Source organism: Arthrobacter sp. Y3221159, assembly GCF_059089885.1.
On sequence record NZ_JBNHFC010000004.1, the window covers coordinates 204379 to 229983 of the forward strand.

Here is a 25605-nt window from a genome sequence, read left to right on the forward strand (position 1 = left end):
GCCCAGCCTGCACCCTTATAGGAACGGAACCCACATCGGCATGGACACAATCATCGAAACCGACGTACTTGTCATCGGCGCAGGCCCCATCGGCCTGGCCACGGCGAACCTGCTGGCGGACCAGGGCGTTAACGTGATGCTCGTTGAACGTCATGCCGGTACCAGCGACGAACCGCGGGCCATCAGCGTCACCGACGAGACCCTGCGCGTTATGCAGCAGATCGGGATCCTGGACCGGTTGGCACCTGAAATGCTTATGGACACCGGCGCCCGCTACTACGGCCGGAGGAAACAGCTGCTGGCGGAGGTCCACCCGGCCGCCCCGCGGCTAGGCCACCCCGGCAAGTCCCAGTTCGACCAGCCCGTCATGGAATCACTGCTGCTAGAAGCCGCCCGGAGCCGTCCGTCGATCGACATCCGCTTCACCACCGAAGCGTTCCGCATCACGGACGGCCCCGAGCATGTAGAGACGGTACTGATCGACGGCGAGGGCAGGTACACCGTCCGCTCCAAATGGGTGGTGGCGTGCGACGGCGGCCGCAGTCCGGTCCGCTCCCAGCTCGGCATCCCTATGGAAGGTTCCACCCAGACCCAGAAATGGATCGTGGTGGACATCATCAATACCCCGGGCGAACCGGAGCGGTTTTCCGAATTCCACTGCAACGGGACACGCCCCGTCGTGGTGGTCCCCGGAGTCCACGGACGCCGCCGCTACGAGTTCATGCTCCTGCCCGGTGAGGATGCGGCGGAGATGACGTCTCCGGAAACCATCATCAGGCTCATCGCGCCGTTCCAAGAGATTGCTGCGGCCGATATCCGCCGGGCGGCGGTCTACGTTGCGCACCAGCGCGTTGCCCTAAGTTACCGCGTGGGGCACGTGCTCCTCGCAGGCGACTCGGCCCACATGATGCCCCCGTTTGCCGGCCAGGCCCTCAACGCCGGCATCCGCGACGCCGCCAACCTCACATGGAAGATCGCCGCGCACGTGCGCGGGACCGGCACTGACGCCCTGGTGGACACCTACCAGACGGAGCGGCGTCCGCACGCGGTGGACATGGTGCGCCTGTCCCACAGGATCGGCAAAGTGGTGATGAACGTCAACCCGGCGCTCACTGCCATCCGTGATGCCGCCATTACCGCCTCCGGCATCGTTCCCGCTGCCAAGGCATGGCTAGCCGGTATGAAGTTCCTCAAACAGCCGTACTTCACCGAAGGATGCGTGGCTCACCTGAGCACTGAAGCTCCAAAGTGGGCAGCCATGCTGGTGGGCCGTTCCCTGTCCCAGCCGCAGGTCAGGCTGTCCACCGGAAGCGCCGTCCCACTGGATACCCTCCTCGGTTCGGGCTGGGCACTGCTGCACTTCCCCCATGATCGTAGTGCGCCCATTGAGGTCAAGCGGCTGGGTACTGATAGCAACGGACCCGCGAAGAACGACGACAGCGGCCACCACCCCGCGCTGATCGGCGTAACCGACACCAGCGGCGCTTTCGCGGCTGCTGCAGGCAGCGGCATGACCATTGTGGTGCGGCCCGACCGCTACGTTGCAGCAGTTACCACCCCGTACACAGAGCAGGGGGCCTTCGAAGCATTGGCTGCCTACGTGCCGGCGCTGCCGCTCTGGCTGAAAGCCGAATCAGGGGAACATGCCACCCGCTGACAGACATCAGCAAATCACGCAACACGCTAAGGAGCTTGGGCCTGTCCCGGCAGATGCGTTCCGCCGTGACCCTCACCGCGATGGTGGCGCAGGGGCACTGGGACGAGCTGGCCATCCACGTCCGCGCGGCCCTCACCAACGGCCTGAGTAGGGACGAGATCAAGGAGATCCTGCTGCAGACCGCCATTTACTGCGGGGTCCCGTCGGCCAACGCGTTCAAGACCGCTTGGCAAGTCCTCGCTGGATGCGGCGATTATCGCTTCGCGCCAAATTAACGCCGGTGATGCGGAGTTGGTGCTGGTGGGCGGGGCAGAATCGATGTCCCGCGCGCCCTGGGTGCTGCCCAAGACGGAGAAACCGTACCCCGCGGGGGACATGACGCTGGCGTCTACGACGCTGGGCTGGCGCCTGGTGAACAAGGCGATGCCGAAGGAGTGGACCATCTCGCTGGGTGAGGCCATCGAGCGTTTGCGTGAGAAGTATGTCCCTACCGGTGCGGATCACTGCGACGTAGAGGGCGGTCGGTGGAACCTTCCCAGCCGATTCAGGCCAAAGACCAGCAGGACCCCGTTCGCCCCGAGCGGTCCCTCTGGTCGCGGCCGAGCCAATGATCCGGGACGGGATGAAGTCATTTTTTCGCACCCGGGGTCTCTGGCCCCTGGTGGCTTCCACTCAGTGGTTGTTTTCGGTTGCCGTGAGCGTAGGCGACGACGCATTGTTGCAGCATGACTAAGTTGCAGGCGACGGCGAACCATTACGGGCGGGATGTCTTGACTTACATTGAGGCGGAACCAGAAGGTGTAATCACCCTGGATCCTGCTCTCGTTGCAATGTGGGAGCTTGCAGCGCCTTTGCTTCGTGTGCGAGACAACGACGCGCACACACTGTACGCACTTGGTCTCGCCTGTGCCTTGCTGGAATCGCACCCCGAGGCCGACCCTGCCATCGTCCTCCCGGCCATAATGCTCCACGACGTGGGGTGGTCCGAGGTGCCGCCGGAGGAGGTTCTGCAGGCCATTGCTCCAGGGGGCGGAAGGCCGGATCTGGTCCTTCTCCACGAAAAGGAAGGCGCCAGACTGGCTGCCGACATCTTGGTGCGGACAGGTTATGACGCCTCGAAGGTCCCTGAGATTCTTGTCATCATCGACGGTCACGACTCCCGGCGGACTGCGCTCTCTATAGAGGACGCGATCGTGAAGGACGCGGACAAGGCCTGGCGGCTCAGCCCGCACGGCGTTGACACCGTCATGGACTGGTTCGGGCTGGACCGGAATCAGGCCCTGCGGCTGTGCAGCCAGCGAGTCCATGGTTACCTCTTCACTGAGGAAGCGAAAGCGATGGCCAGCGCGCTGTCAGCGCTGGAGTCCGTCACGTTGTGGCCTCAACGACAGGCACTGCTGAGCGCAGACTAGACTCTGATGGAACTGCCGGGAGGCGGTTTGCAGTGGACACACAGCGGATAAGGAGTCGCGATGGCCGGCGGCAGCCGCGAACCAGGCCGGACTGTGACATCCAAGGTTCTGGCCATTTTGGAGGCATTCGAGAAATCGCGCGGGGCCTTGAGCCTGACCGACATCGCAGCGAAGTCCGGCCTGCCCTTGAGCACGACTCACAGACTCGTCAATGAACTGACGGAATGGGGCTTCTTTTCGCGCGAGCCAAACGGGCGCTACCAGCCGGGCATCCGGCTGTGGGAGCTAGCCCAGAACACCGGGCGGCAGCTGCGCGACGCAGCCCGCCCCTACGTCCAGGATCTGTTCTCCCTGACGGGTGAAACCGCACACCTTGCCGTCAGGGCCGGCCATGAGGTGCTCTACATCGACCGCGTCTACAGCTCCAGGAGAGTCCCGCGCGCCTCCCGCGTCGGTGGCAGGCTCCCGATGCACGCGACCGCTGTCGGAAAGGTCATCCTCGCCTTTGACGAGGACTGGGTCCGCGACGCTTACCTGAACCGGCAGCTGGAGCGACACACCGCGCACACTCACATTGACCCCAAGCGGCTGGCCGAGGAACTTGTCCAAATTCGTGAGCAGGGATATGCCACCACCCTGGAGGAGGTGCGGCTAGGTTCCTGCTCCATCGCCGTCCCGGTGTTCCACACCGGAAGGATCGGGGCGTCAATCGGCCTGGTGCTGCCCACCAGCCAGGCTGCCACGATGACCCGGCACCTGCCGGTGCTGAAGGGAATTTCCGCCCAGATCGAGCGCGCCACCGCCCGGATCCCGCTCGAGACCCTGCTCGGGAATCAGAACGTACCAAAGGACTGACCGGAACTTCTGCCGGGAAGACCAGGGCAAGAACGCATTGGCTTCTACTCAGTGGAAGCATTCCCTGTCACGTCGCGGTGATGAGGGACACACTGGTGAGTAGAAACCGCCGCCGTGCCTGACGCTGCCGGCGGAACCAAACCACCAGGAGTCCAGATGTCATCGTCGACAGAAACGGCCGGGCGCTGTCCCTTCGGGTACGGCGCCGAAGCCCCCGCCGGGCACCACGGCTACGAGCCGTTCCAGATGAAGGATCCCTTCCCGGCCTACGCCAAACTCCGGGCGGAACAGCCCGTCATGTTCGATGAGCGCGTCGGCCTCTACGTTGTCTCCCGCTATGACGACGTCAAGGCTGTCTTCGGGGACTGGGAGACCTTCTCGAGCGACAATGCCCAGGCGCCGGTCCGGGAACGGGGCCCCGCTGCTAAAAAGATCATGGAAGACGGTGGGTTTACCGCCTATTCAGGCCTATCGGCCCGTCGACCCCCGGAGCACACCCGGATCCGCGCCGTAGTGCAGAAGGCCTTCACCCCCCGCCGCTACAAGGCGCTGGAACCCTTCATCCGGCAGAACGTGGTGGCGTTGATCGAAAAGATGCTGACCCGCCCCGAAGGCCAGGGCGACCTGGTCCGCGACCTTGCCTATGACGTTCCCACCATCACCATCCTGACCCTGATCGGCGCGGACGTTTCCCAGGTGGACACGTTCAAGCGCTGGAGTGACTCGCGTGCAGCCATGACCTGGGGAGACCTCAGCGATGAGGAGCAGATCCCGCACGCTCACAACCTGGTGGAGTACTGGCAGGAATGCCTCCGTCTGGTCCGGGTGGCCCACCAGGACGGCGGCGACAACCTCACCGCAGACCTGGTCAAGGCACAGCAGGACGGGGCGGAAATCTCCGACCACGAGATCGCCTCCGTCCTCTACAGCCTCCTGTTCGCCGGCCACGAAACCACCACCACGCTCATCTCCAACGCCCTGCGCGAACTCCTTGTACGGCCCGAACAGTGGCAGCAGCTGGTGGAAGATCCCAAAAAGATCCCGGCAGCGATCGACGAGGTCCTCCGTTACGCAGGATCGATCGTCGGCTGGCGCCGCAAGGCCCTCAAAGACACCGAGGTGGGCGGCGTCCCCATCGAGGAAGGTGCCCAGTTGCTCCTGCTGATGGGCTCCGCAAACCGTGACGAGAACAAGTTCGAAGCCGGCGAGGACTTCGATATCACCCGCCCCAACGCCCGCGAGCACCTCTCCTTCGGTTTCGGCATCCACTACTGCCTGGGCAACATGCTCGCCAAACTCCAAGCCAAAATCGCACTCGAGGAGGTGGCCCGGCTCGCCCCGGCGCTGCAGCTGGAGGACCCTGAATCCATCGACTTTCGCGAAAACCTCTCCTTCCGCGTCCCCGAAACCGTCCCCGTCACCTGGAAGGGCTAAAACCATGGAAAGCAACGACTACATCCAGTTTTTCGACGGCGGGATCGAGCCGAAACTGGAATACCTCGGCGGCAAGGGCGCTTCCCTGGTCACCATGACCTCCGCGGGCATGCCCGTCCCGCCGGGCTTTGTTGTCACCACCGCCCAGTTCGATGCCTTTATGGACGAGGCCGGCATCACAGCGAAAATCAACCAGCTGCTCGCCGACCTGGACCCAGAGAACACCGCCCAGGTGGACAAGGTCTCCGCCATCATCCGCGAGGACATCTGCTCCCGCCCGGTGCCCCAGGCCCTGCGCGACCCGACCATCACGGCCTACGAGTCATTAATGTCCCGCTTCGACGCCCCCGTCCCAGTGGCCGTCCGCTCCAGCGCCACGGCGGAAGACCTCCCGGACGCCTCCTTCGCCGGGCAGCAGGACACCTACCTCTGGCTCGACGGCGCCAAGGCTGTCACTGAACACATCCGCCAGTGCTGGGCGTCCCTCTACACTTCGCGCGCCATTATTTACAGGTTGAAGAACAGCATCCTCAACGAGGGCCTCTCCATGGCCGTCGTGGTGCAGAAGATGGTCAACTCCCGCGTTTCCGGCGTCGCCATCACCATGGATCCCACCAACGGTGACCGTTCAAAAATCACCATCGATTCCTCCTACGGTGTGGGCGAAATGGTCGTCTCAGGCCAGGTCACGCCGGACAACATCGTCTTGGACAAGGTCACGCTCGCCGTCGTGAACGAACACCTCGGCGACAAGCACGCCGAACTGGTTCCCGACCTCGGCGCCAAGCGCCTCACTGAACGCGAGGTCGACGCCTACCGCCGCGGCCGCCGCAGCCTCACCGACGCGGAACTCACCGCGGTCGCCCAGATGGCCAAGCGGGCCGAGAAGCACTACAAGTGCCCGCAGGACATCGAATGGGCCCTGGATTCGGACCTGCCAGACGGCGAAAACCTCCTGCTGCTGCAGAGCCGTCCCGAGACCGTGCACTCCTCTAAACCGGCCGCACAGCCCACGGCCACCACCGGCGGCTACTACGGCGGACTCTCCAGCCCCACCCCAGCCACCGGCGGCTTCAGCCTCGGCAGCATCACCGCCTCCCTGTTCAAGCCCCCCGTCTAAGCACTCCACAAAGCCCCACCGAAGCTCCTCGAGCTCCTCAGGCCAAGCTCCACACACCAAGGCTCAACGCCGAGCCCCATTGAAAGGACCGCCATGTCCCTCAAGTCCTTCCCCAAACCCTCCGAGCTTCCGGTCCCCGCCGGGGCCGAGGGCTGGGAAAAGATCTACCCCTACTATCTGGTCTTCCAGGACAAGCTCAAGGAGCAGGAAGACGCCAAGTTCTGGTTTTGCGACAGCCAGCACTGGCCCACGGTTTTCAAGCCTTTTGAGACCATCGGCGGCGAATTCGCGGTGAAATGCCTGGGCCAGTACAACGCCCGGCACCTGCTGATCCCCAACGCCAACGGCATCGAGTTCCGCATCCACCTTGGCTACCTCTACATGTCGCCCATCCCCGTGCCTGAGGACCAGATCGCAGCCCGCGTGCCCCTGTTTGAGCAGCGGGTGGGCCACTACTTCCAGAACTGGGAACAGCTGCTCAAGGAGTGGCACGTCAAGGTCAAGGGCACCATCGCGGAGATGGAGACCATCTCCTTCCCCAAGCTCCCGGCACTCGTCCCCATGGAGGACATCGTTGCGGGCAAGGGCAAGGACGGTTCGGAGAAGCTGCTGGAAAGCTACGACCGCCTCATCCAGCTTGCCTACCAGAACTGGCAGTACCACTTCGAGTTCCTGAACCTCGGCTACATCGCCTACCTGGACTTCTTCAACTTCTGCAAGCAGGTTTTCCCCAACGTTCCGGACCAGTCGATCGCCACCATGGTGCAGGGCGTCGACATGGAACTGTTCCGCCCGGACGACGAGCTCAAGCAGCTGGCCAAGCTCGCCGTGGAACTCGGGCTGCAGGCCCACTTCGGAAACACCGACGACGTGAACGCTACCTTGGGTGCCATTGCCTCCGCTTCCGGTGGGGAAGAGTGGATGGCCCAGTACGAGGGGGCCAAGGACCCGTGGTTCAACTTCACCGTCGGCAACGGCTTCTACGGCCACGACAAGTACTGGAATGAGCACCAGGAAATTCCGCTGGGCTACATCGCGGACTACATCCGCCGCGTGGACGAAGGCCAGGAAATCATGCGCCCCGTGGAAGCCCTTATCGCCGAACGCGACCGCATCATCGAGGAATACCGCGACCTGCTGGAAGGCGAAAACCAGGCGATTTTCGACGCCAAGCGCGGGCTTGCCGCCACCGCCTACCCGTACGTGGAGAACCATAACTTTTACATCGAGCACTGGACCATGGGTGTCTTCTGGCGCAAGATCCGCGAGCTGTCCCGCATGATGCAGGCGGAAGGCTTCTGGACCGAGCCGGACGACCTGCTGTACCTGGGCCGCAACGAGGTCCGCGACGCGCTCTTTGACCTGGTCACCGGCTGGGGAGTTGGCGCCAAGCCTATCGGCCCGGACTATTGGCCCGAAGAGGTCGAGCGCCGCCGTGGCATCGTGGACGCCCTCAAGACAGCCCGCCCCGCCCCTGCCCTGAACACCCCGCCGGAATCCCTCACCGAACCGTTCACCCGGATGCTGTGGGGCATCACCACCGAGCAGGTCCAGCAATGGCTGGGTGCCGGCGAAGCGGTTGAAGGCGGCGGCCTGCGCGGCATGGCCGCGTCACCCGGCGTGGTGGAAGGCCTGGCCCGCGTCGTCACCGACGCAGACCAGCTCTCCGAGGTCCGGCAGGGCGAGATCCTGGTTGCAACGGTCACCGCACCGTCCTGGGGCCCGATCTTCGGCAAGATCAAGGCTACAGTCACCGACATCGGCGGAATGATGAGCCACGCCGCGATCGTGTGCCGCGAGTACGGACTTCCGGCCGTCACCGGCACCGGATCCGCCTCGACCACCATCAAAACCGGCCAGCGGCTGCGCGTGGACGGAACCAAGGGCACGGTCGAAATCCTTGGTGCCGAGGACGAGCTGCTGGCCACCGGCCCCGGGGCCGCCCACAGCCACAGCCATGTCTGAAGAGACAGTGCCCGCAACCGGGCAAGAAGCGGGAAAAACCGTCCTCATCACCGGTGCCGCCGGCGGGCTGGGCAGGGCGTTTGCGATCGGCTTTGCCGGCCGCGGATACCGTGTGGCAGTAGCTGACATCAACCTCGAGGGCGCTGAACAGACGGCGAAACTCGTCCGCGAAAGCGGCGCCGACGCGGCTGCCTTCTCCGCGGACGTCACCAGTGTCGACTCCACCGAGAACCTGGCGAAAAGCTGCGCGGAGTTCGGGAACGGGAGCATCGACGTCGTGGTTAACAACGCCGCGGTGTATGCAGGCGTGACACGCAGCCCGTTTGAGGACATCGACCCGGCGGAATGGGACCTGGTGATGAACGTAAACCTCAAGGGCCCCTGGCTGGTGACCCGCGCCGCGAGTCCATATCTGCCGCAGGGCGGGCGCGTCATTAACCTCTCCAGCGCCACCATTTTCAGCGGCTCCGAGCAGTGGCTGCACTACGTCGCCTCCAAGGGTGGCGTGGTGGCCCTGACCCGGGTCATGGCCAAGGAACTGGGCCGGCGGGGGATCACGGTCAACGCGATCGCCCCCGGTTTCACGCTCACGGAGGCCAGCTACGGGCTGATGGAGAACGCTGAGAACTACGGCGTGGACCGCGGTGCGATTAAACGCGCCAGCCAGCCCGAGGACATCGTGGGAGCCGCGCTGTTTCTCGCCGGACCCGACAGCTCGTATTACACCGGCCAAACCATGGTGGTCGACGGCGGCCGGCAGTTCATCTAGCCCCCCACCTCCAAGAAAACCGACTTCAACCCCAAGGAGAGCCACATGCCAACGGTTCATTTCACTGACGCCGAAGGCGTTGTCCGCGACGTCCAAGGCAATCCCGGCGACTCGGTCATGGAAACCGCGGTGCGCAACGGCGTTCCCGGAATCGTCGCCGAGTGCGGCGGCTCGTTGTCCTGCGCCACCTGCCACGTCTTCGTCCGGGAGGACTGCCTCGAGCAGCTTCCGCCGATGGAGGACATGGAGGACGAGATGCTCTATGGCACCGCCGTGGACCGCGAGGAGAACTCCCGGCTGTCCTGCCAGCTCCGTCTCACCGAAAGCTCCGAACTTTTCATCACCACCCCGGAAACGCAGGTGTAAAGATGGGCACCACCATGGCGGCGGAACGGAACGCATCCGGCAGCGAAACCCGCACCCGGACCGGCCTGCTAATCATCGGCGCGAGCCAGTCCGGCGTTCAGCTTGCGGTGTCCCTGCGCGCCCTCGGCTTCGACGAACACATCACACTGTTGGGAGACGAGGACCACCGCCCATACCAGCGACCCGCACTGTCCAAGGAATTCCTCCAAGGAACGGTCGAGAGCGAGTCCCTGATATTCCGCTCCAACGAGTACTGGGCGGAACACAACGTGGACCTGGTCAAAGGCGAATACATCGTCCGAATCGACAAGGAAGCGGACGGTTCCGGGGTGGCGCATGCGTCCTCCGGCCGGCAGTTCCCCTTCAAACGGCTGGCTCTGACCGTCGGTGCACGCGCCCGCAAGCTGGAGATAGACGGCGGGGCCCTCGACGGCGTGCTGTACCTGCGCAACGCCGACGACGCCCTGGCGCTGAAGGCCCGGGTGGGTGAGGCCACGGATGTGGTGGTGATCGGCGGCGGGTTCATCGGCCTGGAGGCCGCGTCCAGCCTGCAGAAAATGGGCAAGAATGTCACCGTGCTCGAGTTCGGTCCGCGGCTGGTGGGCCGGGCAGTGGGGGAGGAGACTGCCGAGTACTTCCTGCAGGCCCACCGCTCCCGCGGCCTGGACATCCGGCTCAACACCAGTGCTGCCCGCTTCACTGCGAATGACACCGGCACGAAAGTTGCCGCCGTCGAGCTCCAGGACGGCACGGTGCTGCCAGCGCAGATTGTGCTGATCGGCATCGGCGTCATCCCCAACACCGACCTGGCCGAACAGCTGGGCCTGGAAGTGGACAACGGGGTGGTGGTGGACCGGTTCGCCCTGGCCTCTGACGGCACCACCGTTGCGGTGGGGGACGTGGCCAACATGCCCAACCCGGTCCCCGGTTCGGAGCCGGGTGAGCGGATCAGGCTGGAAAGCGTCAACAACGCCATCGAGCATGCCAAGGTGGCCGCCTACTCGCTGATGGGCAGGCGCGAGGAGTACGCCGGGATCCCCTGGTTCTGGTCCAACCAGGCCGATCTGAAGCTGCAGATCGCGGGCCTCTGCAACGGTTACGACCAGACCGTGATCCGGCATGACGGGGAACGCGGAAAGTTCACCGTCCTTTACTACCGGCAAGGCCAGATCATCGCCGCTGACTGCGTCAATGCGCCACTGGACTTCATGGCCGTGAAGAATGCACTGGCCAAAGGACAGAACATCCCCGCCGGCGCCGCTGCCGACACCGCCACACCTCTCAAGACCATCACCACGGACAGCTAGCCGCCAGGCAGGCCCACCCCAAGGAGCACTATGAGCACCCCCAAGACTCCGGTCGCCTCGGCCGGCCCCACCGCTGAAACCGACGAGCTGGCCCAGGCCTTCGCCGCCGAATACGGCGTCCGGCCAGTCCCGGCGCCCGGCCCGGTGGACACCACCCCCATCAGCACCACGCCGGCCGCCCTTGAAGAACTCGACGCGCTCTGGAAGGCCGTTGTCCACGAGACCCGGACCCGCGGCAACGACATCCACCTGCCGATCTCGCTGGCTTTCGCCGAACGGCTGTGCCGGGCGTACCCCGACGCCGATGCCGAACTGGTGCGGGTTGCCACCCTGCTGCATGACACAGGCTGGGCCTACGTTGATGAATCCCGCATCATTTCCGAGGGTTTCGCCGGAGACTGGCGCAAGGCGGCCATCCGGTTTGAACACGAGGTGCAGGGCTGCAACGTGGCACGCCGGGTGCTCCCTGGGCTGGACTATTCTCGGGCTTTCGTCGAACGCGTGTGTGACATTATCGACGGGCACGACACGCGCCTGGAGGCCCGTTCGCTGGAGGATGCACTGATGCGCGATGCTGACAGGCTGTGGCGGTTCGACCACGCAGGCATCGCGCTGGCCTCATCGTGGTTCGGCATGGATCCGGCCACTTACACCGACAGGCTCGCCATCGAGATCGTGCCCGAACTCATCACCCAGGCCGCCGTGGATATGGCCACCGCCGACCTCAACCGTTCCAACGCCCTGCTCAAGACAGGAGTCATCCGATGACCGCAGCCACGCACGACGTTCCAGCCCTTGCCGTCCGGGCGGGCCTGACCCTGCCGTACACCCATGTGGACGACATCTTCGTAGACGGAGCCTGGACCCCGGCCCGCGGCACCGGACGCAATCCGGTCACCGACCCCGCCACTGGCCAAGTCTGGGGATCAGTACCAGACGGAACTCCCGAAGACGTTGATGCCGCCGTCGGCTCCGCCCAGCGGGCGTTCCAAGGAAAGTGGCCCCGGTTGACTCCGTCGGAACGTGCCGCCTACCTGGTCCGGATTGCGGAGGAAGTCGAAAAGCGGGCCGAGGAACTCTCGCTGACCAACTCGCGGGAAAACGGATCTCCGGTAGCCGAGTCCGCCGGCGCGGCGGCCAACGCCGCGGGCATTCTCCGCTACTTCGCCACACTCGCCCAGTACCTGGAATACGAGGACGTCCGCCCCTTCCCAACAGGCGGCGGGGAATCCGTCGTACGGCGCGACCCTGTGGGAGTGTGCGCTCTGATCGCGCCGTGGAACTACCCCATCAACCTGGTGGTCATCAAGCTCGCACCTGCGCTGCTGGCAGGCTGCACCGTCGTGATCAAACCCGCCTCACCCACCCCGCTGTCTTTCCGTGTCATCATCGACGCAGTGGCCGCCGCCGGCGTTCCGGCAGGCGTCGTTAATCTGGTCACAGGATCCGGGCGGCTCGGAGACACGCTGGTAAAGCACCCTGGTGTAAACAAGGTCGCCTTCACCGGCTCCACGCCGGTGGGCCGGAAAATCGCTGCGGCCTGCGGGGAACTGTTGCGCCCCGTCACCCTGGAGCTCGGTGGCAAATCCAGCGCCATCGTGCTTCCGGACGCCGACCTGGATGCCATGTCCAAGGTGCTGATCCGCTCCTGCATGCGCAACACAGGGCAAACCTGCTACATCTCCACCCGCATCCTGGCTCCGGCAAACCGCTACCAGGAAGTCGTGGACATGGTCACGTCTACAATCGCCGCCGGAAAGCAAGGGGACCCTCTGGACCCGGACACCGTGTTCGGGCCGTGCGCCACCGAAGCCCAATACCGGACCGTGCTGGAATACATTGAATCCGGACTCGCAGAAGGCGCCCGGGCCACAACCGGAGGACGTGCACCCTCTCTGGGCGGCGGCCTGGAAAAGGGGTACTTCGTGGAACCCACCGTGTTCGCCGACGTCACGCCCGAGATGCGGATATCCCGCGAGGAGATCTTCGGCCCGGTAATCTGCATCCTTAAATACAACGACGTCGACGAGGCAGTGGCGCTGGCAAACAACACCGAGTTCGGTTTAGGCGGATTGGTTTTCGGGGCGGACTCTGAAGCTGCCCTCGCTGTTGCTGATCGGATGGACACCGGGTCCGTAGGCATCAACTTCTTCGCCTCCAACCATGCCGCACCCTTCGGCGGCCGGCACAACTCCGGCCTGGGTACCGAGTACGGGAAAGAAGGCCTGAACGCCTACCTAAGCTACAAGTCCATCCACCGCCGCGCATAGCACGTTCCGGCTCCGTCCGGCCCCCGGGGGACTGCACGCCAGCTAAACCCAAGGTGTCCCCCCAACTCCCATTCCATATAACGCCAAACAGGCAACCCGACGCACTGTTGGGCAGAATCAACATCAGCCCGCCGTATTGATGCCGAGGGCCCGCAACGAAGCGAGGAATATCGTGGCAGCACGCAAAACCATCAAAACGCAGGTCGCTATCATGGGCGCCGGCCCGGCCGGCCTCATGCTTTCCCACCTGCTGGCCAAGGCCGGCATTGCATCAACCGTCATCGAAATCCGCAGCCGCCGGGAGATCTCCGAGACGGTCCGCGCCGGCATCCTCGAGCATGGAACCGTGAACATGCTGGTCAACAGCGGCGTTTCGGACCGCGTGCTGCGCGAAGGTGATCGGCACGACGGCATTGAGCTGCGCTTCAATGGCGAAAGCCACCGTATCGACTTCAAGGAACTGGTGGGGGAGTCGGTCTGGCTCTACCCGCAGACCGACGTTTTCATGGACCTGGCGGCGCGGCGGGAGGACGACGGGGGTGATGTCCGGTATAGCGTCACGGACACCACTGTTCATGATCTGGAAGGTTCGCCCAAGGTCTGGTTCACCGATGCCGACGGTGTTGACTATGAACTGCAGGCCGATTTCGTTGCCGGCGCGGATGGCTCCCGCAGCCACTGCCGCTTCCAGATCCCGGAGGCGCAGCGCAAGTGGTACTTCCATGAGTACCCGTTTGCCTGGTTCGGAATCCTTGCGGAGGCTCCCCGCAGCTCGGATGAGCTGATTTACGCCAATTCGGAGAACGGCTTCGCGTTGATCAGCCAGCGCACCGAGACGGTGCAGCGGATGTACTTCCAGTGTGACCCGAACGAGGACGTGAACGACTGGAGCGAGGAGCGCATCTGGGAGGCGTTCCGGAGCCGGGTCAACGGCAACGGTTTCGAGCTGAAAGAGGGGCCGGTCATTGACAAGATGGTCCTGAAGTTCCGCAGCTTCGTACACACACCGATGCGGCACGGCAAGCTGTTCCTGGCGGGGGACGCAGCGCATACCGTGCCGCCGACCGGTGCCAAGGGCCTGAACCTTGCCATCCACGACGTCAAGGTGCTCTTCGAAGGCCTGGACGGCTACTACAGCACCGGCTCCACGGCGCTTCTGGATTCCTACAGCGACCGCGCCCTGGAGCGCGTGTGGAAAGCGCAGCAGTTCTCCTACTGGATGACGTCCATGCTGCACACCCCGGTCGACGCCGATGACTTCTCCCGGGCGCGCCAGCTCGGCGAACTTAACTCCGTGGTGTCCTCCCGCCATGGCCAGGCCTACCTCGCCGAAGCCTACACCGGCTGGCCCTCCGCCTAGATCTGCTTCATCCTGTAGTCGCCGCATGGGCGGCATGAGTATCCCTCCACCTGCATGAAACTCCTGTGGCACTATCCGGTATCAGCATTAAAAGCAGGAGAGTCGCTTTGAAGGCCAAAGCTTCTGCGCGAACTTCATGCCGTCAACACTTCCTACGGCAGTTCAGAGGGGCCTGACTAGGCAACAAACAAAAGGCCCGCGATACCTCCTCCCCGTCAGACCTAATTGCCCGAAACAGAACGCCGGCAGGGCAATCGGACTTCTTTACGCCTAGTTACTGCACATGTGTGCTGTAACTCCCCTAGGATGGGTTCATGGCACAGTACGGACGTAGTCAGACCCGGGTGACGCGGAGAGGATCGAATGATCCTCGAGCAATGGCGTCGCAACGCCTTCTGGTGGAGGCGCTGACGAGGGTAGTCAAGGCGGAAGGCTTCGGCGCCGCCTCCGTGACCCGTATCGCGCGTGAGGCGGGGCTGAGCCGGAGTGGGTTCTATGAGCAGTTCGCCAGCGTCGAGGAGCTCGCGTTATTCGTCCTTGATGACCTGGTGGTCAGGATTGCTGCCCTCGATGTTGAGGCCCGGACCGTGCACGGCGCCGACGGGCCAGCTGTCTCCGAGTTCGCATTGGAGCTCATTCTTCAGACGGTCTTCGAGAACCGGGAGCTCTACGAGCACCTGCTGCTCTCCGAGCGCGCCAGTGGCACCGTTGCGAGAGCCATCCAAGGGTTCGCGCGGGGCTGCCGCCCGATCATGGTGATCGCCCGACCGCAATGGCCCGACGCGCGAATCGATCTCATGGCGAGCTCGTTTGCCGGGCTGATCGTGAGTGGAGTAATGCACGCCTTCAGGACAGGCCAGCCTGATACCGCCCACGACCTTGCACGTGAACTGATCAGCTTCATGCCGCCATGGCTCTTCGTTCCGGACGGCAGCGACCGCCCAGATGGAGCAGTCCCGGGTTAAACCTTAGTGACCGCTAACTAGGGCTGGTCCCTACGACGGGCCAGCCGGAACAACCAATCCAGCAGGGGCTTTCGGCAGAAGCCGGGCCCGTGAACCTTGACCTAGGAGGAGCACCACCGCATGACCGTAGTTACCAACAAACCTGGATATTCCGGGGATGCCGTGGAAGACGGTAACTCCACGAAGAAGGGGCCGGGTCGGGTGAAAATCCGCCCGGGCGCTCTCGCCGAGTCCGGCGGCCCGACACGCCGGCCCCCGTCCGCGGCGCATCTCTCGGACGAGCAGGTCGCTGAGCTGGGCCGCGAGCTCGACGCCATCCGCGACGGCATCCTCGCTACACGGGGTGCTGCTGACGCCGCGTACATTCGCCGCCTGATCAAGATACAGCGGGGCTTGGAAATTTCCGGTCGCGCCGCGCTGCTGGTCAGCAAGAACAAAGCCGCCTGGGTCACCGGCATCGCACTGCTTAGCCTGGCCAAGATCCTCGAAAACATGGAAATCGGGCACAACGTCCTGCACGGCCAGTGGGACTGGATGCGGGACCCGGACATCCACTCCACGACCTGGGAGTGGGACTTCGTCACCCCCTCCCGCGCCTGGCAGCACACCCACAACGACTCGCACCACCGCTGGACCAACGTGGTGGGCAAGGACAACGACGTCGGATTCAACCTGCTGAGAATGGACCCTGAGCAGGAATGGACGCCGTTCAACCTGGGCAACCCGCTTTATAACGCGATTCTGGCCCCGGTCTTCGAGTGGGGCATCGCTATTTACGATCTTGAGCTGACCGAATACAAGGAAGGCAAAAAGTCCAAGGAGACCCTCGTCAAGGACCTTAAAGCTCTCGGGCGAAAGGCCCTCAAGCAGTTCACCAAGGACTACGCCGCGACCCCCGCCGTGGCCATGCTCACCGGCTCCGGCAAGCAGGCGCTCTACGGCACCCTCACTGCAAACGCCGTCCGCAATTTCTGGGCCCACGCCGTCATCTTCTGCGGCCACTTCCCCGAAGGCACCGACACCTTCACTGAAGAAATGGTGGAAGGCGAAACCCGCGGCGACTGGTACGTCCGCCAGATGATCGGATCCGCCAACATCTCCGGATCCAAGTTCATGCATCTGATGACCGGCAACCTCTCACACCAGATCGAACACCACCTCTTCCCGGACTTACCCTCCAACCGGTACGCAGAAATCGCTCCGAAGGTCCGCGAAATCTGCCAGCGCTACGGACTGATCTACACCACCGGCCCCATCTGGAAACAGGTCGGCTCCACCTGGGCAAAGATCTGCAAGCTCGCACTGCCGCCCAAAAAGAATAGGTAGCACTCACAGCTTGGCTGTCCTGCCATCGTCTTTTCTGCGCCTGTTTGAGACACAAGGAGCCAGCAGGGTTTTCGAGCTTTCACGAGTTTTGCAGTGAGTGCAGCCACGGCAGTGCGCAGGAGTTCGCCCAGCTACTTCTACTCCCGTTGTTTCAGCGCCGATAACCGGCCTTCTGTCCGTTGTGGCAGAGGTCGCCTGATGCTGTGGCTGGGGGAAGGCCGTTCCGGAAGCTCCTGGCGCAGCATATAGAGCTGCCGTGCCCCGGGCTCGGGAGGGGACTTCCCAGTGTTTGTAAGGGCTGGAATGCAGTTCGAGTCCCACCTCGGGCACGACGTATTCCCTCGTCAGAGGCGAATTCGCTGTGACGTGCGTACAAAGCTTGTGGTCGCGTCAGCTGACGGGTTGGTCGCGGCGTGTGGCCTGGCCGCCGTGGTGGCTTATTGAAGTGTGTGGGTGCGGGCTCAGGGACCTGGCTAGTGGGCCCTCCGCCTGCTCTGTACTGCATTTATGCCGTTTCTCGTTCAGGTTCTGTCGGGTTGGGCGGGAGTGTCCAACACCAGTTCATGGTCCGGAGTTATGGGTACTACATGACCTCTTAGGGGTATGCCCCTGCCTCACGTCGAGGTGACGCGGCCTCATGCGGGTGGCCTTGGGTTACCTGCCGCCTTCAATCTTCCGGCTGCGCTGTTCCTGAGCCATGGGGCCATAGGGATACACCCCGACGCGGGGTTGGCTGGCCTGGGTTAGCCGCTCTGATTCCTCGGGTGTCAGTTCGAGGTCGGCAGCGGCAAGGTTATCGGCCAGTTGCTCGAGGTTGCGGGCGCCAAGAATCACGGACGTCACCGCGGGCCGATCTGCCAACCATGCCAGAGCCACTTGCGAGGCGCTTACACCATGGTCAGCGGCGATCTTTTCCACTGTTCCGATGATCTCCCAGCTGCGGGGATCGTCGTTGTGGGCCTGCCAGGCCTCCATGCCCCGGTTGGGATTCTCACCGAGCCTGGTGGCACCGGTGGGAGGCTGGTCGCGCTTGTATTTGCCGGACAGCCAGCCGCCGCCCAGTGGCGACCACGGAAGCAGGCCGATGTTCGCGTCCAGGGAGGCCGGGACGATCTCCGACTCGATCTCACGGACAAGCAGGCTGTACTGCGGTTGGAGGGTTACGGGGGCGCTCCAGCCGTGGGCTTTGGCCAGGTGGACGGCCTTGGTCAGCTGCCACCCCAGGAAGTTGGAGAACCCGTAGTAGGCGATCTTGCCGTTGCTGACGGAGTCGTGCAGGAAACGCAGCGTCTCCTCCAGCGGTGTTATGGGGTCCCATGCGTGCATTTGGTAGAGGTCAATCTGCTCCACCCCCAGACGGCGGAGGGAATCATCTAAGGCCCGGGTCAGGTGGCGGCGGGACGTGCCTACGTCGTTAGGCGCCTCGCCCATTGGGAAGCGCCCCTTGGTGGCCAGTGCTATGCGGTCCCTGGCTTCGGGCCGCCGCGTGAGCCAGCGTCCGATGATTTCCTCCGATACCCCGGCAGTGTAAACATCGGCTGTATCGATGAAGTTGCCGCCGGCGGCAACGTAGTCATCAAGGATGGCATGAGACGTTTCCTCCGTGGTCTCCGCCCCGAACGTCATGGTTCCCAGAGCGTAGTTTGAAACTACAGTGCCGCTGTTGCCCAGTGTGCGGTATTGCATGATGTTCCTCAGTTCTTGGTTGGGGGTGTTGATCCGCCCTCTTTGCACCGCCACTAAGGTCACTACGGCGGCTGCGTCGCGCGGGAGCCAGTTCCTAGGGACTACTCCGTTGACGTTACGCACGTCCTCCGGCAATGTCAGCAGGTTTTCCTGTCCCTGCTTTTCCTAGGACGACGAGTCCTACCGTCCCTGCAGTTGGGATATCCAAGGGAGGACTAGCATGAGGACCCGCCGCCGCAACGCCTAAATCCCTACTCCAAAGGCAGACCGCGTAGGGCGGTGATCCCATTTGCAGCCGAAGTTGGAGGAGGTGGCGTAGCAGTAATCCGGCTCTAATTCGAAAGCCGGCGGTGGGCCCTCGTTCAGCATCGGCGTCCCGGTACTGCCGCTTCCGGGAAAGCTGTTTCTACTTCATGGGGCTGAACCCTGCTGAGGCGTAGATTCCGTCGATGACTTTCATGTTGAAAAGGCTGTCGGGGCCCTCGGTGAGTAGTTGGATGCCTGACTGCAGACCCTGGACGATCGCCTCCAGTTGATGGTCGTAGGTCTCAAGGCCTCGTACGGTCCACGTGCGGTCCAGCCCGTTATCGCTCTGGGTGATGGAGTGCCCCTTGGAAGGGAACACCAGATTGTTGACGACCAGCCTTCCTTCGGTACCGAGCACTTCGAGGGAGGAGTTCAGGTGCCCGGGCTGTTCCAGCATTGCTGAAGTGATGAGCGCTTTTGCTCCTGAGGGGAACTGGAGGTCGGCCGCTACGCTTAGGTCCGCGCCGAGGGGATTGAGGGTCCCGCTGGCTCGGACTATGGTTGGTTCTTCGCCCATGAATGCCCGCACCCAGTGAACCGGGTAGCAGCCGAGGTCCATAAGCGATCCGCCACCCAATCGTGGGTCATGCCGCAGCGACGCGGGATCGAACGGATTTGAACTGGAAAAGTCTGCCCGCAGTGTCAAGATTTCCCCGAGCACGCCGGAGGCCTTGACGGCATCGAGTTCAGCGCTTAGCGGGTGGTACCGGTCATGGAAAGCTTCGATGAGGCGGTAACCTGTCGTTTGCGCAGCTTCCAGCATTTGCGCAGCCTGATCGGCATTCATCGCGAAGGGTTTTTCGCAGAGCACGTGCTTGCCTGCTTCGAGTGCGGCAATCGACCACATAGCGTGCTCGGAGGGTGGCAGCGCGTTATAGACCAGATCAACTCCGGGGTCGGATAGCAAAGCAGTGTAGTCGCTATAGAAACGGTCAATCCGGTGGCGCTCTGCGAACCGCTGTGCAGATTCTGCACGGCGGGAGGCTACTGCGACGACCTCGACGTCAGTTCGTCGCCTGGCGGGCCGGATGACCGCCGCGGGCGCGATGCCGGCTGCGCCCAGAATTCCGATTCGTAACACTGCATTTCTCCTTGCCGCGGCCCCAAATTTTGCTACGTACCCGCACACTACTCGCGTCAACTTGTGAGGGTGTCCCTCTCACGCCCCGTGACATAGCGTGACTCCTCTGCCACCTGCATAACTCAACGCAGCGGGACGCAGAGAGGAACAAACGGCAGCCTCGTGGCAAACAGCGGACGTTGACCCTGACGCGTCCAACTTATATAGTTCAAGCTATAAACTAATTCTAGTTCTAAAGCTCCAGCACGTGCAAGGACGCAGCATGATTCCAGACACCGGGGCCGGCGCGACAGGGCTGTGCCACCACCCGGTACCGAGGTTTCACCCATATCAAATGGTGGCCAGTCGGTGAGGTCGCAGGGGAAGCGTATGCCGTCGTCCGCGGAGTTGATGCCGTCGTGCACGTCGCCGCGATTCCAGAACCAACTGGCAATCCGCCTCACGTCGTATTCCAGACGAATCTCATGGCGACCTTCAATGTCCTTGAGGCCGCCATACGATTTGGCGTGAAACGCTTTGTTTACATCTCCAGCGAGACGGTCCCCGGGTTCTTTTTTCCAGAGCGCGACTTCCTACCCGACTACGCGCCCGTGGACGAGGAGCACCCGATCCGCCCGCAGGACCCCTACGCGCTCTCCAAGCACTTCGGCGAGCAACTCATGGACGCCGCCATCGCCCGGTCCGACATCCGTTGCATCTCCATCCGGCCCAGCTGGGTCCAGTTCGAGGGCAACTACGAGGTTAACCTCGGACCGCAGATCCGTGACGCCTCGGTCCTCAGCCCCAACCTTTGGAGCTACATCGACGCCTACGACCTCGCCGACGCCATTGTCCTAGCCGCCGAGTCTGACCTACCCGGACACGAGGTCTTCTACATCGCTTCCCCTGACAATGCGGGCGGCCACGACTTCGCCGAGATCCTGAACAAGTACTACGGCCACACAATCGAGCTACGCGAATTAGACCGTACCGATGCTTCGGGGATCTCTAGCGCGAAAGCCCAACGGATGCTCGGCTGGACCCCAAAGCGATCCTGGCGCGACTACCTCGACGCCCAAGGACACACGGTCAACCACTAACCAGCAGAGGGAAAGGGCGGGAGTAGTCCCTCCCGCCCTTTCCCTCCCGCTAGGTTAACTTTGAGGTCCACGGCTGGGGTCAATCGGGGTTATCCACTGCTTGGTATCGGGAGCCGTTGGGCCAGCTGCCTGCAGGAAAGTGCGATTCGGGTCAAGCCTCACCCTCATTTTGGATACGTTGGCGGTATTGCCGCGGCGTTTCCCCGGCATCGTTGAGAAAATGCCGGTTGAAGTTGGAGAGATTAGAGAAGCCCACCTCGTAGCAGATGTCAGATATAGCCTTGTCAGTGCGCTCCAGGAGGCGCCGGGCGTGGGCCAGCCGCAGTTTACGGACCAGGTCGCTGAAGTTCTGGCCGGTAGCGCGTTTGAAGTATTTCGAAAATGACGCCTCCTGCATGCCCACCATGCCGGCGGCCTCCGACATTTTGATGGTGCCGGCATGGTTGCTGAACACGTACTCGAGGACTATATCGACGACGGCGGCGGCCTGGCCGTCCAGCTGGGGCCGGAACCATTCCTCCGCCAGGTAGCGCCGGTCTTCCTGGGGTGCGCGGGTCAGGACGGCGAACAAGTCAAAAAGGTGCTGCAGCCGCGCCAATCCGCTGGTGGTCCCCATCGCCTCGATGGCTGATGCCGCGGCTTTGGCTGAGGGTCCCAGAAACTCGATGCCGCGCTGGGACTGTTCCAGCAGCGGCTTCACCTCCGCCATTTCGGGGACCAGGGAAGCGGTTTGCTCCACCCACTTGCCGTCGAACTGGATGACGGCGTCCCTGTTCTCCAGGAACTCACCGGGCTGCAGGTCACTGACCCAATCGTGCGGCAGCCCTGACCCGACAAGGGCAACATGGCCGGCCTCGAAGGTGCCGATGTGGTCACCGACGATGAACTTTCCCGTGCCCTTCCGAATGAGGTGGATCTCGTACTCGGGGTGGTAATTCCATCGTGCGACCGGGCTTGGATAGCTGTGCTGGTGCCACCGGACAGAGTGGTTGGGATCAGGCGGAATAACCTCGCGGTTCGCCCGCATCCCCAGCAGCCGTTCGGCCAGCCTGGCCGTCGCTCCCTCAGCAGTATCCGGGGCAGTCATCGTGGTGCTCCCAAGGCTCGGCGGTTTATGAAATCTGGACAGTGGATCCTGTTCCCGATCCCAGAGTAGCGCTTGCTGCTTCCGCAGCTCCGGAAAATAAGTATCAGAAAGTGGCAACCACGACGCTAGTTGTGACCTGCACCCCGCGCCTAATGTTGAAGAACATCAGCGCGGGACCCCGGATATCCGGTGGCAGTCCCCGCCCCGGTCCAGCATCCTGACACGGCAGTCGAGGTGTGGTGACCTTGCATCCCTTGAAGAACAAAGGAGTCCTTAATGCGCCCGAAAACGCGTGCTGCGACCCTGGCCGCCGGTGCTTTGTGTGTCGCGCTGGGTGCCTCGGCCTGTGCAGGTGCCGGCGGCAGCAATTCCGCCGGCGACCCGAACAGCATCAGTGTCCTGATGGTGAACAACCCCCAAATGGAGGACCTGCAGAGGCTCACGGCAGATAACTTCACCAAGGAAACCGGGATCAGGGTCAACTACACGATCCTGCCGGAAAACGATGTGCGGGCGAAGATCAGCCAGGAGTTTTCCAGCCAGGCCGGCCAGTACGATGTGGCATCTCTGTCCAACTACGAAATCCCGTTCTATTCCGCCAACGGCTGGCTCGCACCGCTGGATGATGTTGCTGCAGATCCCGGCTTTGACCAGGACGACATCCTCCCGGCCTATACCGCTTCACTCACCGGCGAGGACGGCAAACTCTACGGCGAACCGTTCTACGGCGAATCGTCCTTCCTGATGTACCGGAAGGACATCCTGGAAGCCAAGGGCCTGACGATGCCGGCAAAGCCCACCTGGGATGAGGTCGCGGAGATAGCGGCGAAGGTAGACGGGGCGGAACCGGGCATGAAGAGCATCTGCCTGCGCGGCCAGCCAGGCTGGGGCCAGGTCTTCGCGCCGCTGACCACCGTGGTGAACACCTTCGGCGGAACTTGGTTCGACAAGGACTGGAATGCGCAGGTGAACTCCCCGGAATTCACCGAAGCGGTTAAGTTTTACACCAAGCTGGTCCGCGAGCACGGCGAGGCAGGCGCCGCGCAGGCAGGTTTTACCGAGTGCCTGAACAACATGAGCCAGAGCAACGTAGCCATGTGGTACGACGCAACGTCGGCTGCAGGCGCCCTGGAAGCCGAGAATTCGCCGGTGAAGGGCAAGATCGGTTATGCCCAGGCTCCCGTGAAGGAAACAACGTCCTCGGGATGGCTGTGGACCTGGTCCTGGGCCATGCAGGCCGCATCCAAGAAGCAGGATGCTGCAGAGAAGTTCATAGCCTGGGCCAGCTCCAAGGACTACGAGGAACTGGTCGCCTCCGAGCTTGGCTGGGCGAAGGTCCCCTCCGGCAAGCGCATCTCCACCTACGAGAACGCCGCGTTCCAAGCAGCGGCGCCGTTCTTTGAAGCTGAGCGCTTCGCCATTGAGAACGCGGACCCGAAGAACCCCGGCGTGCAGGAGCGTCCCGCCGTCGGCATCCAGTTCGTGGGCATCCCCGAATTCGCTGCGTTGGGCACCAACGTGTCCCAAGGCGTGAGCTCGGCCATCGCCGGCCAGGGCAGCGTGGCTGACGCGCTGGCCAAGGGCCAGGAAGCCGCCCAAAAGGTCGGCGACAAGTACAAGCAGCCCTAACCGAACCGCAGGAGAACATCATGACTACCGCAACGGCGCGCATCTCCCGCCCGGGACGCAATGCAGCCACCCCCTCACGAGACGCGAAGTCGCGCGAACGTGCCCTGGCTTGGGTACGGCGGGCGCCACTGCTTCCGGCGCTGATCTTCCTCATCCTGGTCACCCAGCTTCCGTTCGTGGCAACGCTGATCATCTCGTTCATGAACTGGAACAGCCTCAGCCCGGACAAGACCGCTTTCGCCGGCCTGGAGAACTACGCCACCGTCCTCACGGACCCTGACCTGCGCCAGGCAATTTTCACCACCATCCTCCTCACTGTCTCCGTCGTGCTGATCAGCCTGCTCATCGGGCTGGGCCTGGCCCTGCTGCTGGACAAGAAGTTCACCGGCCGCGGGCTGGCGCGGACACTGCTGATCGCACCGTTCCTGGTGGTCCCCGTGGCCGCCGCGCTCATCTGGAAGCATGCCCTGCTCAACCCTACGTACGGGCTGATCAACGGCATCCTGACCTGGCTCTGGTCCCTGTTCGGCAGCGCCACGGCACCCCAGCTGGACCTGCTCTCGCAGGCACCCATGATGGCCGTGATCCTCTCCCTGGCATGGCAGTGGACGCCCTTCATGATGCTGATCCTGCTGGCCGGCCTCCAGTCGCGTCCCATGGACACCGTGGAAGCGGCGCAGATGGACGGGGCCACGCCGTGGGGGATCTTCCGGCACCTGACGCTGCCGCACCTGCGCCAGTACCTGGAATTGGGCGGGCTGCTCGGAGCGATCTACATCGTGCAGAACTTCGACGCCGTCTTCACCCTCACCGCCGGCGGGCTGGGCACAGCCAACCTGCCGTACGCCATTTACCAGACGTTCTACTTCGCCAACGAATACGGCCTGGCGTCCGCCGCCGGCGTCGTCGTGGTCATAGGCACCATCATCGTGGCAACCTTCGCCCTCCGCACCGTCTTTTCACTCTTCAAGAAGGAGGCAGCACGATGAGCATCCTCACCCCCGCTGCACAGCAGAGCACACCTCCCGGTCCCACCGCGCTGAACACCGGCCGCACCCCGCGCCGCGGCAAGGCACGCATGGACCCCACCCGCAACAACACCGCCGCCGGCATCGCGGCCTGGCTGCTCGCCCTGCTCTTCGCATCCCCGGTCCTGTGGATGATCCTCACCTCATTCCACTCCGAGACGGATGCAGCAACGAACCCGCCCTCCATCGCCGCGAACCTGACCTTGGACGCCTACCGGGAGTTCTTCGGCGAAACCTCCGGCGTCAGCCCCTGGCCGTCCCTGATCAATTCCGCCACGGCCTCGATCCTGTCCACCGTCCTGGTGCTGCTCCTGGCCTTCCCTGCCGCATATGCCCTGTCCATCCGGCCGGTGAAAAAGTGGACCGACGTCATGTTCTTCTTCCTCTCCACCAAGATGATGCCCGTGGTCGCGGCCATCCTGCCGCTCTACCTCTTCGCACGGACCGTGGGGGCGCTGGACAACATCTGGTTCCTGATCCTGATGTACACCTCCATGAACCTGCCCATCGCCGTCTGGATGATGCGGTCGTTCCTGGCCGAGGTGCCGGAAGAAATGCTCGAGGCGGCACAGATCGACGGCGGCAACCTCCTGCTCATCCTGCGCAAAATCATTGCACCCGTGGCTATGCCCGGCATCGCCGCCACCGCCCTGATCTGCTTCATCTTCAGCTGGAATGAACTGCTCCTGGCCCGGGTCCTGACCGGCGTCGTGGCAGGCACCGCCCCGGTCTTCCTGACCGGTTTCGTCTCCGGCCAGGGACTGTTCCTCGCCCAGGTCTGCGCAGCCGCCGTCGTGATCTCCCTGCCGGTGCTGTTCGCCGGGTTCGCAGCCCAGGACAAGCTGGTCCAGGGCCTCTCCCTCGGCGCCGTGAAGTAACGCGCCGGATCCACACCAACTCTTC

General features: G+C 63.4%; 21 protein-coding genes and 2 pseudogenes. 20 read left to right on the forward strand and 3 right to left on the reverse strand.

All coding sequences use genetic code 11. The annotated features are described in order from the left end of the window. Positions 1-40 precede the first annotated feature (40 nt). The 16 genes and pseudogenes from AC5RT3_RS06330 to AC5RT3_RS06405 all read left to right on the forward strand — a co-directional run bounded on the left by AC5RT3_RS06330 (position 41) and on the right by AC5RT3_RS06405 (position 16806). Positions 41-1657 carry an FAD-dependent monooxygenase gene (locus tag AC5RT3_RS06330; RefSeq protein ID WP_494053205.1) on the forward strand — a complete coding sequence of 539 codons (1617 nt, stop codon included), beginning with the start codon at positions 41-43 and terminating at the stop codon, positions 1655-1657. 38 nt (positions 1658-1695) lie between these two features. Next, positions 1696-1932 (forward strand): annotated as a pseudogene (locus AC5RT3_RS06335) (carboxymuconolactone decarboxylase family protein); the annotation flags it as partial. Beyond that, positions 1892-2141: pseudogene (locus AC5RT3_RS06340) on the forward strand (thiolase family protein); the annotation flags it as partial. The pseudogenes AC5RT3_RS06335 and AC5RT3_RS06340, both read left to right, overlap by 41 nt. A gap of 241 nt (positions 2142-2382) precedes the next feature. Next, on the forward strand, positions 2383-3069 hold the full coding sequence (locus tag AC5RT3_RS06345; protein WP_494011159.1) for an HD domain-containing protein: 687 nt from the start codon (positions 2383-2385) through the stop codon (positions 3067-3069). 60 nt (positions 3070-3129) lie between these two features. Further along, a complete protein-coding gene (locus AC5RT3_RS06350) occupies positions 3130-3924 on the forward strand; it encodes an IclR family transcriptional regulator (protein WP_494123772.1) in 795 nt (264 codons plus the stop codon). 156 nt (positions 3925-4080) lie between these two features. Further along, on the forward strand, positions 4081-5358 hold the full coding sequence (locus AC5RT3_RS06355; protein ID WP_494123773.1) for a cytochrome P450: 1278 nt from the start codon (positions 4081-4083) through the stop codon (positions 5356-5358). Between the two features lie 4 nt (positions 5359-5362). Continuing rightward, positions 5363-6478: a PEP/pyruvate-binding domain-containing protein gene (locus AC5RT3_RS06360; RefSeq protein ID WP_494123774.1), complete on the forward strand. Its 1116-nt coding sequence runs from the start codon at positions 5363-5365 to the stop codon at positions 6476-6478. Positions 6479-6571: 93 nt separating this feature from the next. Further along, on the forward strand, positions 6572-8443 hold the full coding sequence (locus AC5RT3_RS06365; RefSeq protein WP_494053202.1) for a PEP-utilizing enzyme: 1872 nt from the start codon (positions 6572-6574) through the stop codon (positions 8441-8443). Next, the gene (locus tag AC5RT3_RS06370; protein WP_494053201.1) at positions 8436-9212 is read left to right on the forward strand and encodes an SDR family NAD(P)-dependent oxidoreductase; all 777 of its coding nucleotides are present in this window, start codon (positions 8436-8438) and stop codon (positions 9210-9212) included. Before AC5RT3_RS06365 ends, AC5RT3_RS06370 begins: the two co-directional genes overlap by 8 nt. A 45-nt stretch (positions 9213-9257) precedes the next feature. Then, on the forward strand, positions 9258-9578 hold the full coding sequence (locus AC5RT3_RS06375) for a 2Fe-2S iron-sulfur cluster-binding protein (RefSeq protein ID WP_494053200.1): 321 nt from the start codon (positions 9258-9260) through the stop codon (positions 9576-9578). A 2-nt stretch (positions 9579-9580) separates the two neighbouring features. Further along, positions 9581-10885: an NAD(P)/FAD-dependent oxidoreductase gene (locus AC5RT3_RS06380; protein WP_494123775.1), complete on the forward strand. Its 1305-nt coding sequence runs from the start codon at positions 9581-9583 to the stop codon at positions 10883-10885. Positions 10886-10915: 30 nt separating this feature from the next. Further along, positions 10916-11653, forward strand: coding sequence for an HD domain-containing protein (locus AC5RT3_RS06385; RefSeq protein ID WP_494123776.1), 738 nt, complete (start codon positions 10916-10918; stop codon positions 11651-11653). Then, positions 11650-13155 carry an aldehyde dehydrogenase family protein gene (locus AC5RT3_RS06390; protein ID WP_494053197.1) on the forward strand — a complete coding sequence of 502 codons (1506 nt, stop codon included), beginning with the start codon at positions 11650-11652 and terminating at the stop codon, positions 13153-13155. Before AC5RT3_RS06385 ends, AC5RT3_RS06390 begins: the two co-directional genes overlap by 4 nt. Before the next feature lie 139 nt (positions 13156-13294). Continuing rightward, entirely contained in the window at positions 13295-14515 is a 1221-nt protein-coding gene (locus AC5RT3_RS06395; RefSeq protein WP_494123777.1) for a 4-hydroxybenzoate 3-monooxygenase, read from the forward strand. 344 nt (positions 14516-14859) lie between these two features. After that, positions 14860-15480 carry a TetR/AcrR family transcriptional regulator gene (locus AC5RT3_RS06400; RefSeq protein ID WP_494123778.1) on the forward strand — a complete coding sequence of 207 codons (621 nt, stop codon included), beginning with the start codon at positions 14860-14862 and terminating at the stop codon, positions 15478-15480. Between the two features lie 120 nt (positions 15481-15600). Further along, entirely contained in the window at positions 15601-16806 is a 1206-nt protein-coding gene (locus AC5RT3_RS06405; RefSeq protein ID WP_494123779.1) for a fatty acid desaturase family protein, read from the forward strand. Between the two features lie 654 nt (positions 16807-17460). Here AC5RT3_RS06405 and AC5RT3_RS06410 read toward each other — a convergent pair. Together AC5RT3_RS06410 and AC5RT3_RS06415 are read right to left on the reverse strand one after the other, a co-directional pair. Further along, positions 17461-18492: an aldo/keto reductase gene (locus AC5RT3_RS06410; RefSeq protein ID WP_494123780.1), complete on the reverse strand. Its 1032-nt coding sequence runs from the start codon at positions 18490-18492 to the stop codon at positions 17461-17463. Positions 18493-18898: 406 nt separating this feature from the next. Continuing rightward, a complete protein-coding gene (locus AC5RT3_RS06415; RefSeq protein ID WP_494123781.1) occupies positions 18899-19879 on the reverse strand; it encodes a Gfo/Idh/MocA family protein in 981 nt (326 codons plus the stop codon). A gap of 329 nt (positions 19880-20208) precedes the next feature. On the opposite strand from AC5RT3_RS06415, the gene AC5RT3_RS06420 reads away from it, so the two are divergent. After that, on the forward strand, positions 20209-20958 hold the full coding sequence (locus tag AC5RT3_RS06420) for an NAD-dependent epimerase/dehydratase family protein (RefSeq protein ID WP_494123798.1): 750 nt from the start codon (positions 20209-20211) through the stop codon (positions 20956-20958). A 151-nt stretch (positions 20959-21109) separates the two neighbouring features. Here the strand turns inward: AC5RT3_RS06420 and AC5RT3_RS06425 are convergent, their stop codons facing one another. Further along, positions 21110-22045 (reverse strand): AraC family transcriptional regulator, encoded by a 936-nt coding sequence (locus AC5RT3_RS06425; RefSeq protein WP_494123782.1) that lies wholly within the window; start codon positions 22043-22045, stop codon positions 21110-21112. Positions 22046-22321: 276 nt separating this feature from the next. Here AC5RT3_RS06425 and AC5RT3_RS06430 point away from each other — a divergent pair, with 276 nt between their 5' ends. From AC5RT3_RS06430 to AC5RT3_RS06440, 3 genes are read left to right on the forward strand one after another with little or no spacing between them, the layout of a single operon-like run. Continuing rightward, on the forward strand, positions 22322-23674 hold the full coding sequence (locus AC5RT3_RS06430; RefSeq protein WP_494123783.1) for an ABC transporter substrate-binding protein: 1353 nt from the start codon (positions 22322-22324) through the stop codon (positions 23672-23674). A 20-nt stretch (positions 23675-23694) separates the two neighbouring features. After that, positions 23695-24663 (forward strand): carbohydrate ABC transporter permease, encoded by a 969-nt coding sequence (locus tag AC5RT3_RS06435; protein WP_494123784.1) that lies wholly within the window; start codon positions 23695-23697, stop codon positions 24661-24663. After that, a complete protein-coding gene (locus AC5RT3_RS06440) occupies positions 24660-25580 on the forward strand; it encodes a carbohydrate ABC transporter permease (protein WP_494123785.1) in 921 nt (306 codons plus the stop codon). Before AC5RT3_RS06435 ends, AC5RT3_RS06440 begins: the two co-directional genes overlap by 4 nt. Positions 25581-25605 lie beyond the last annotated feature (25 nt).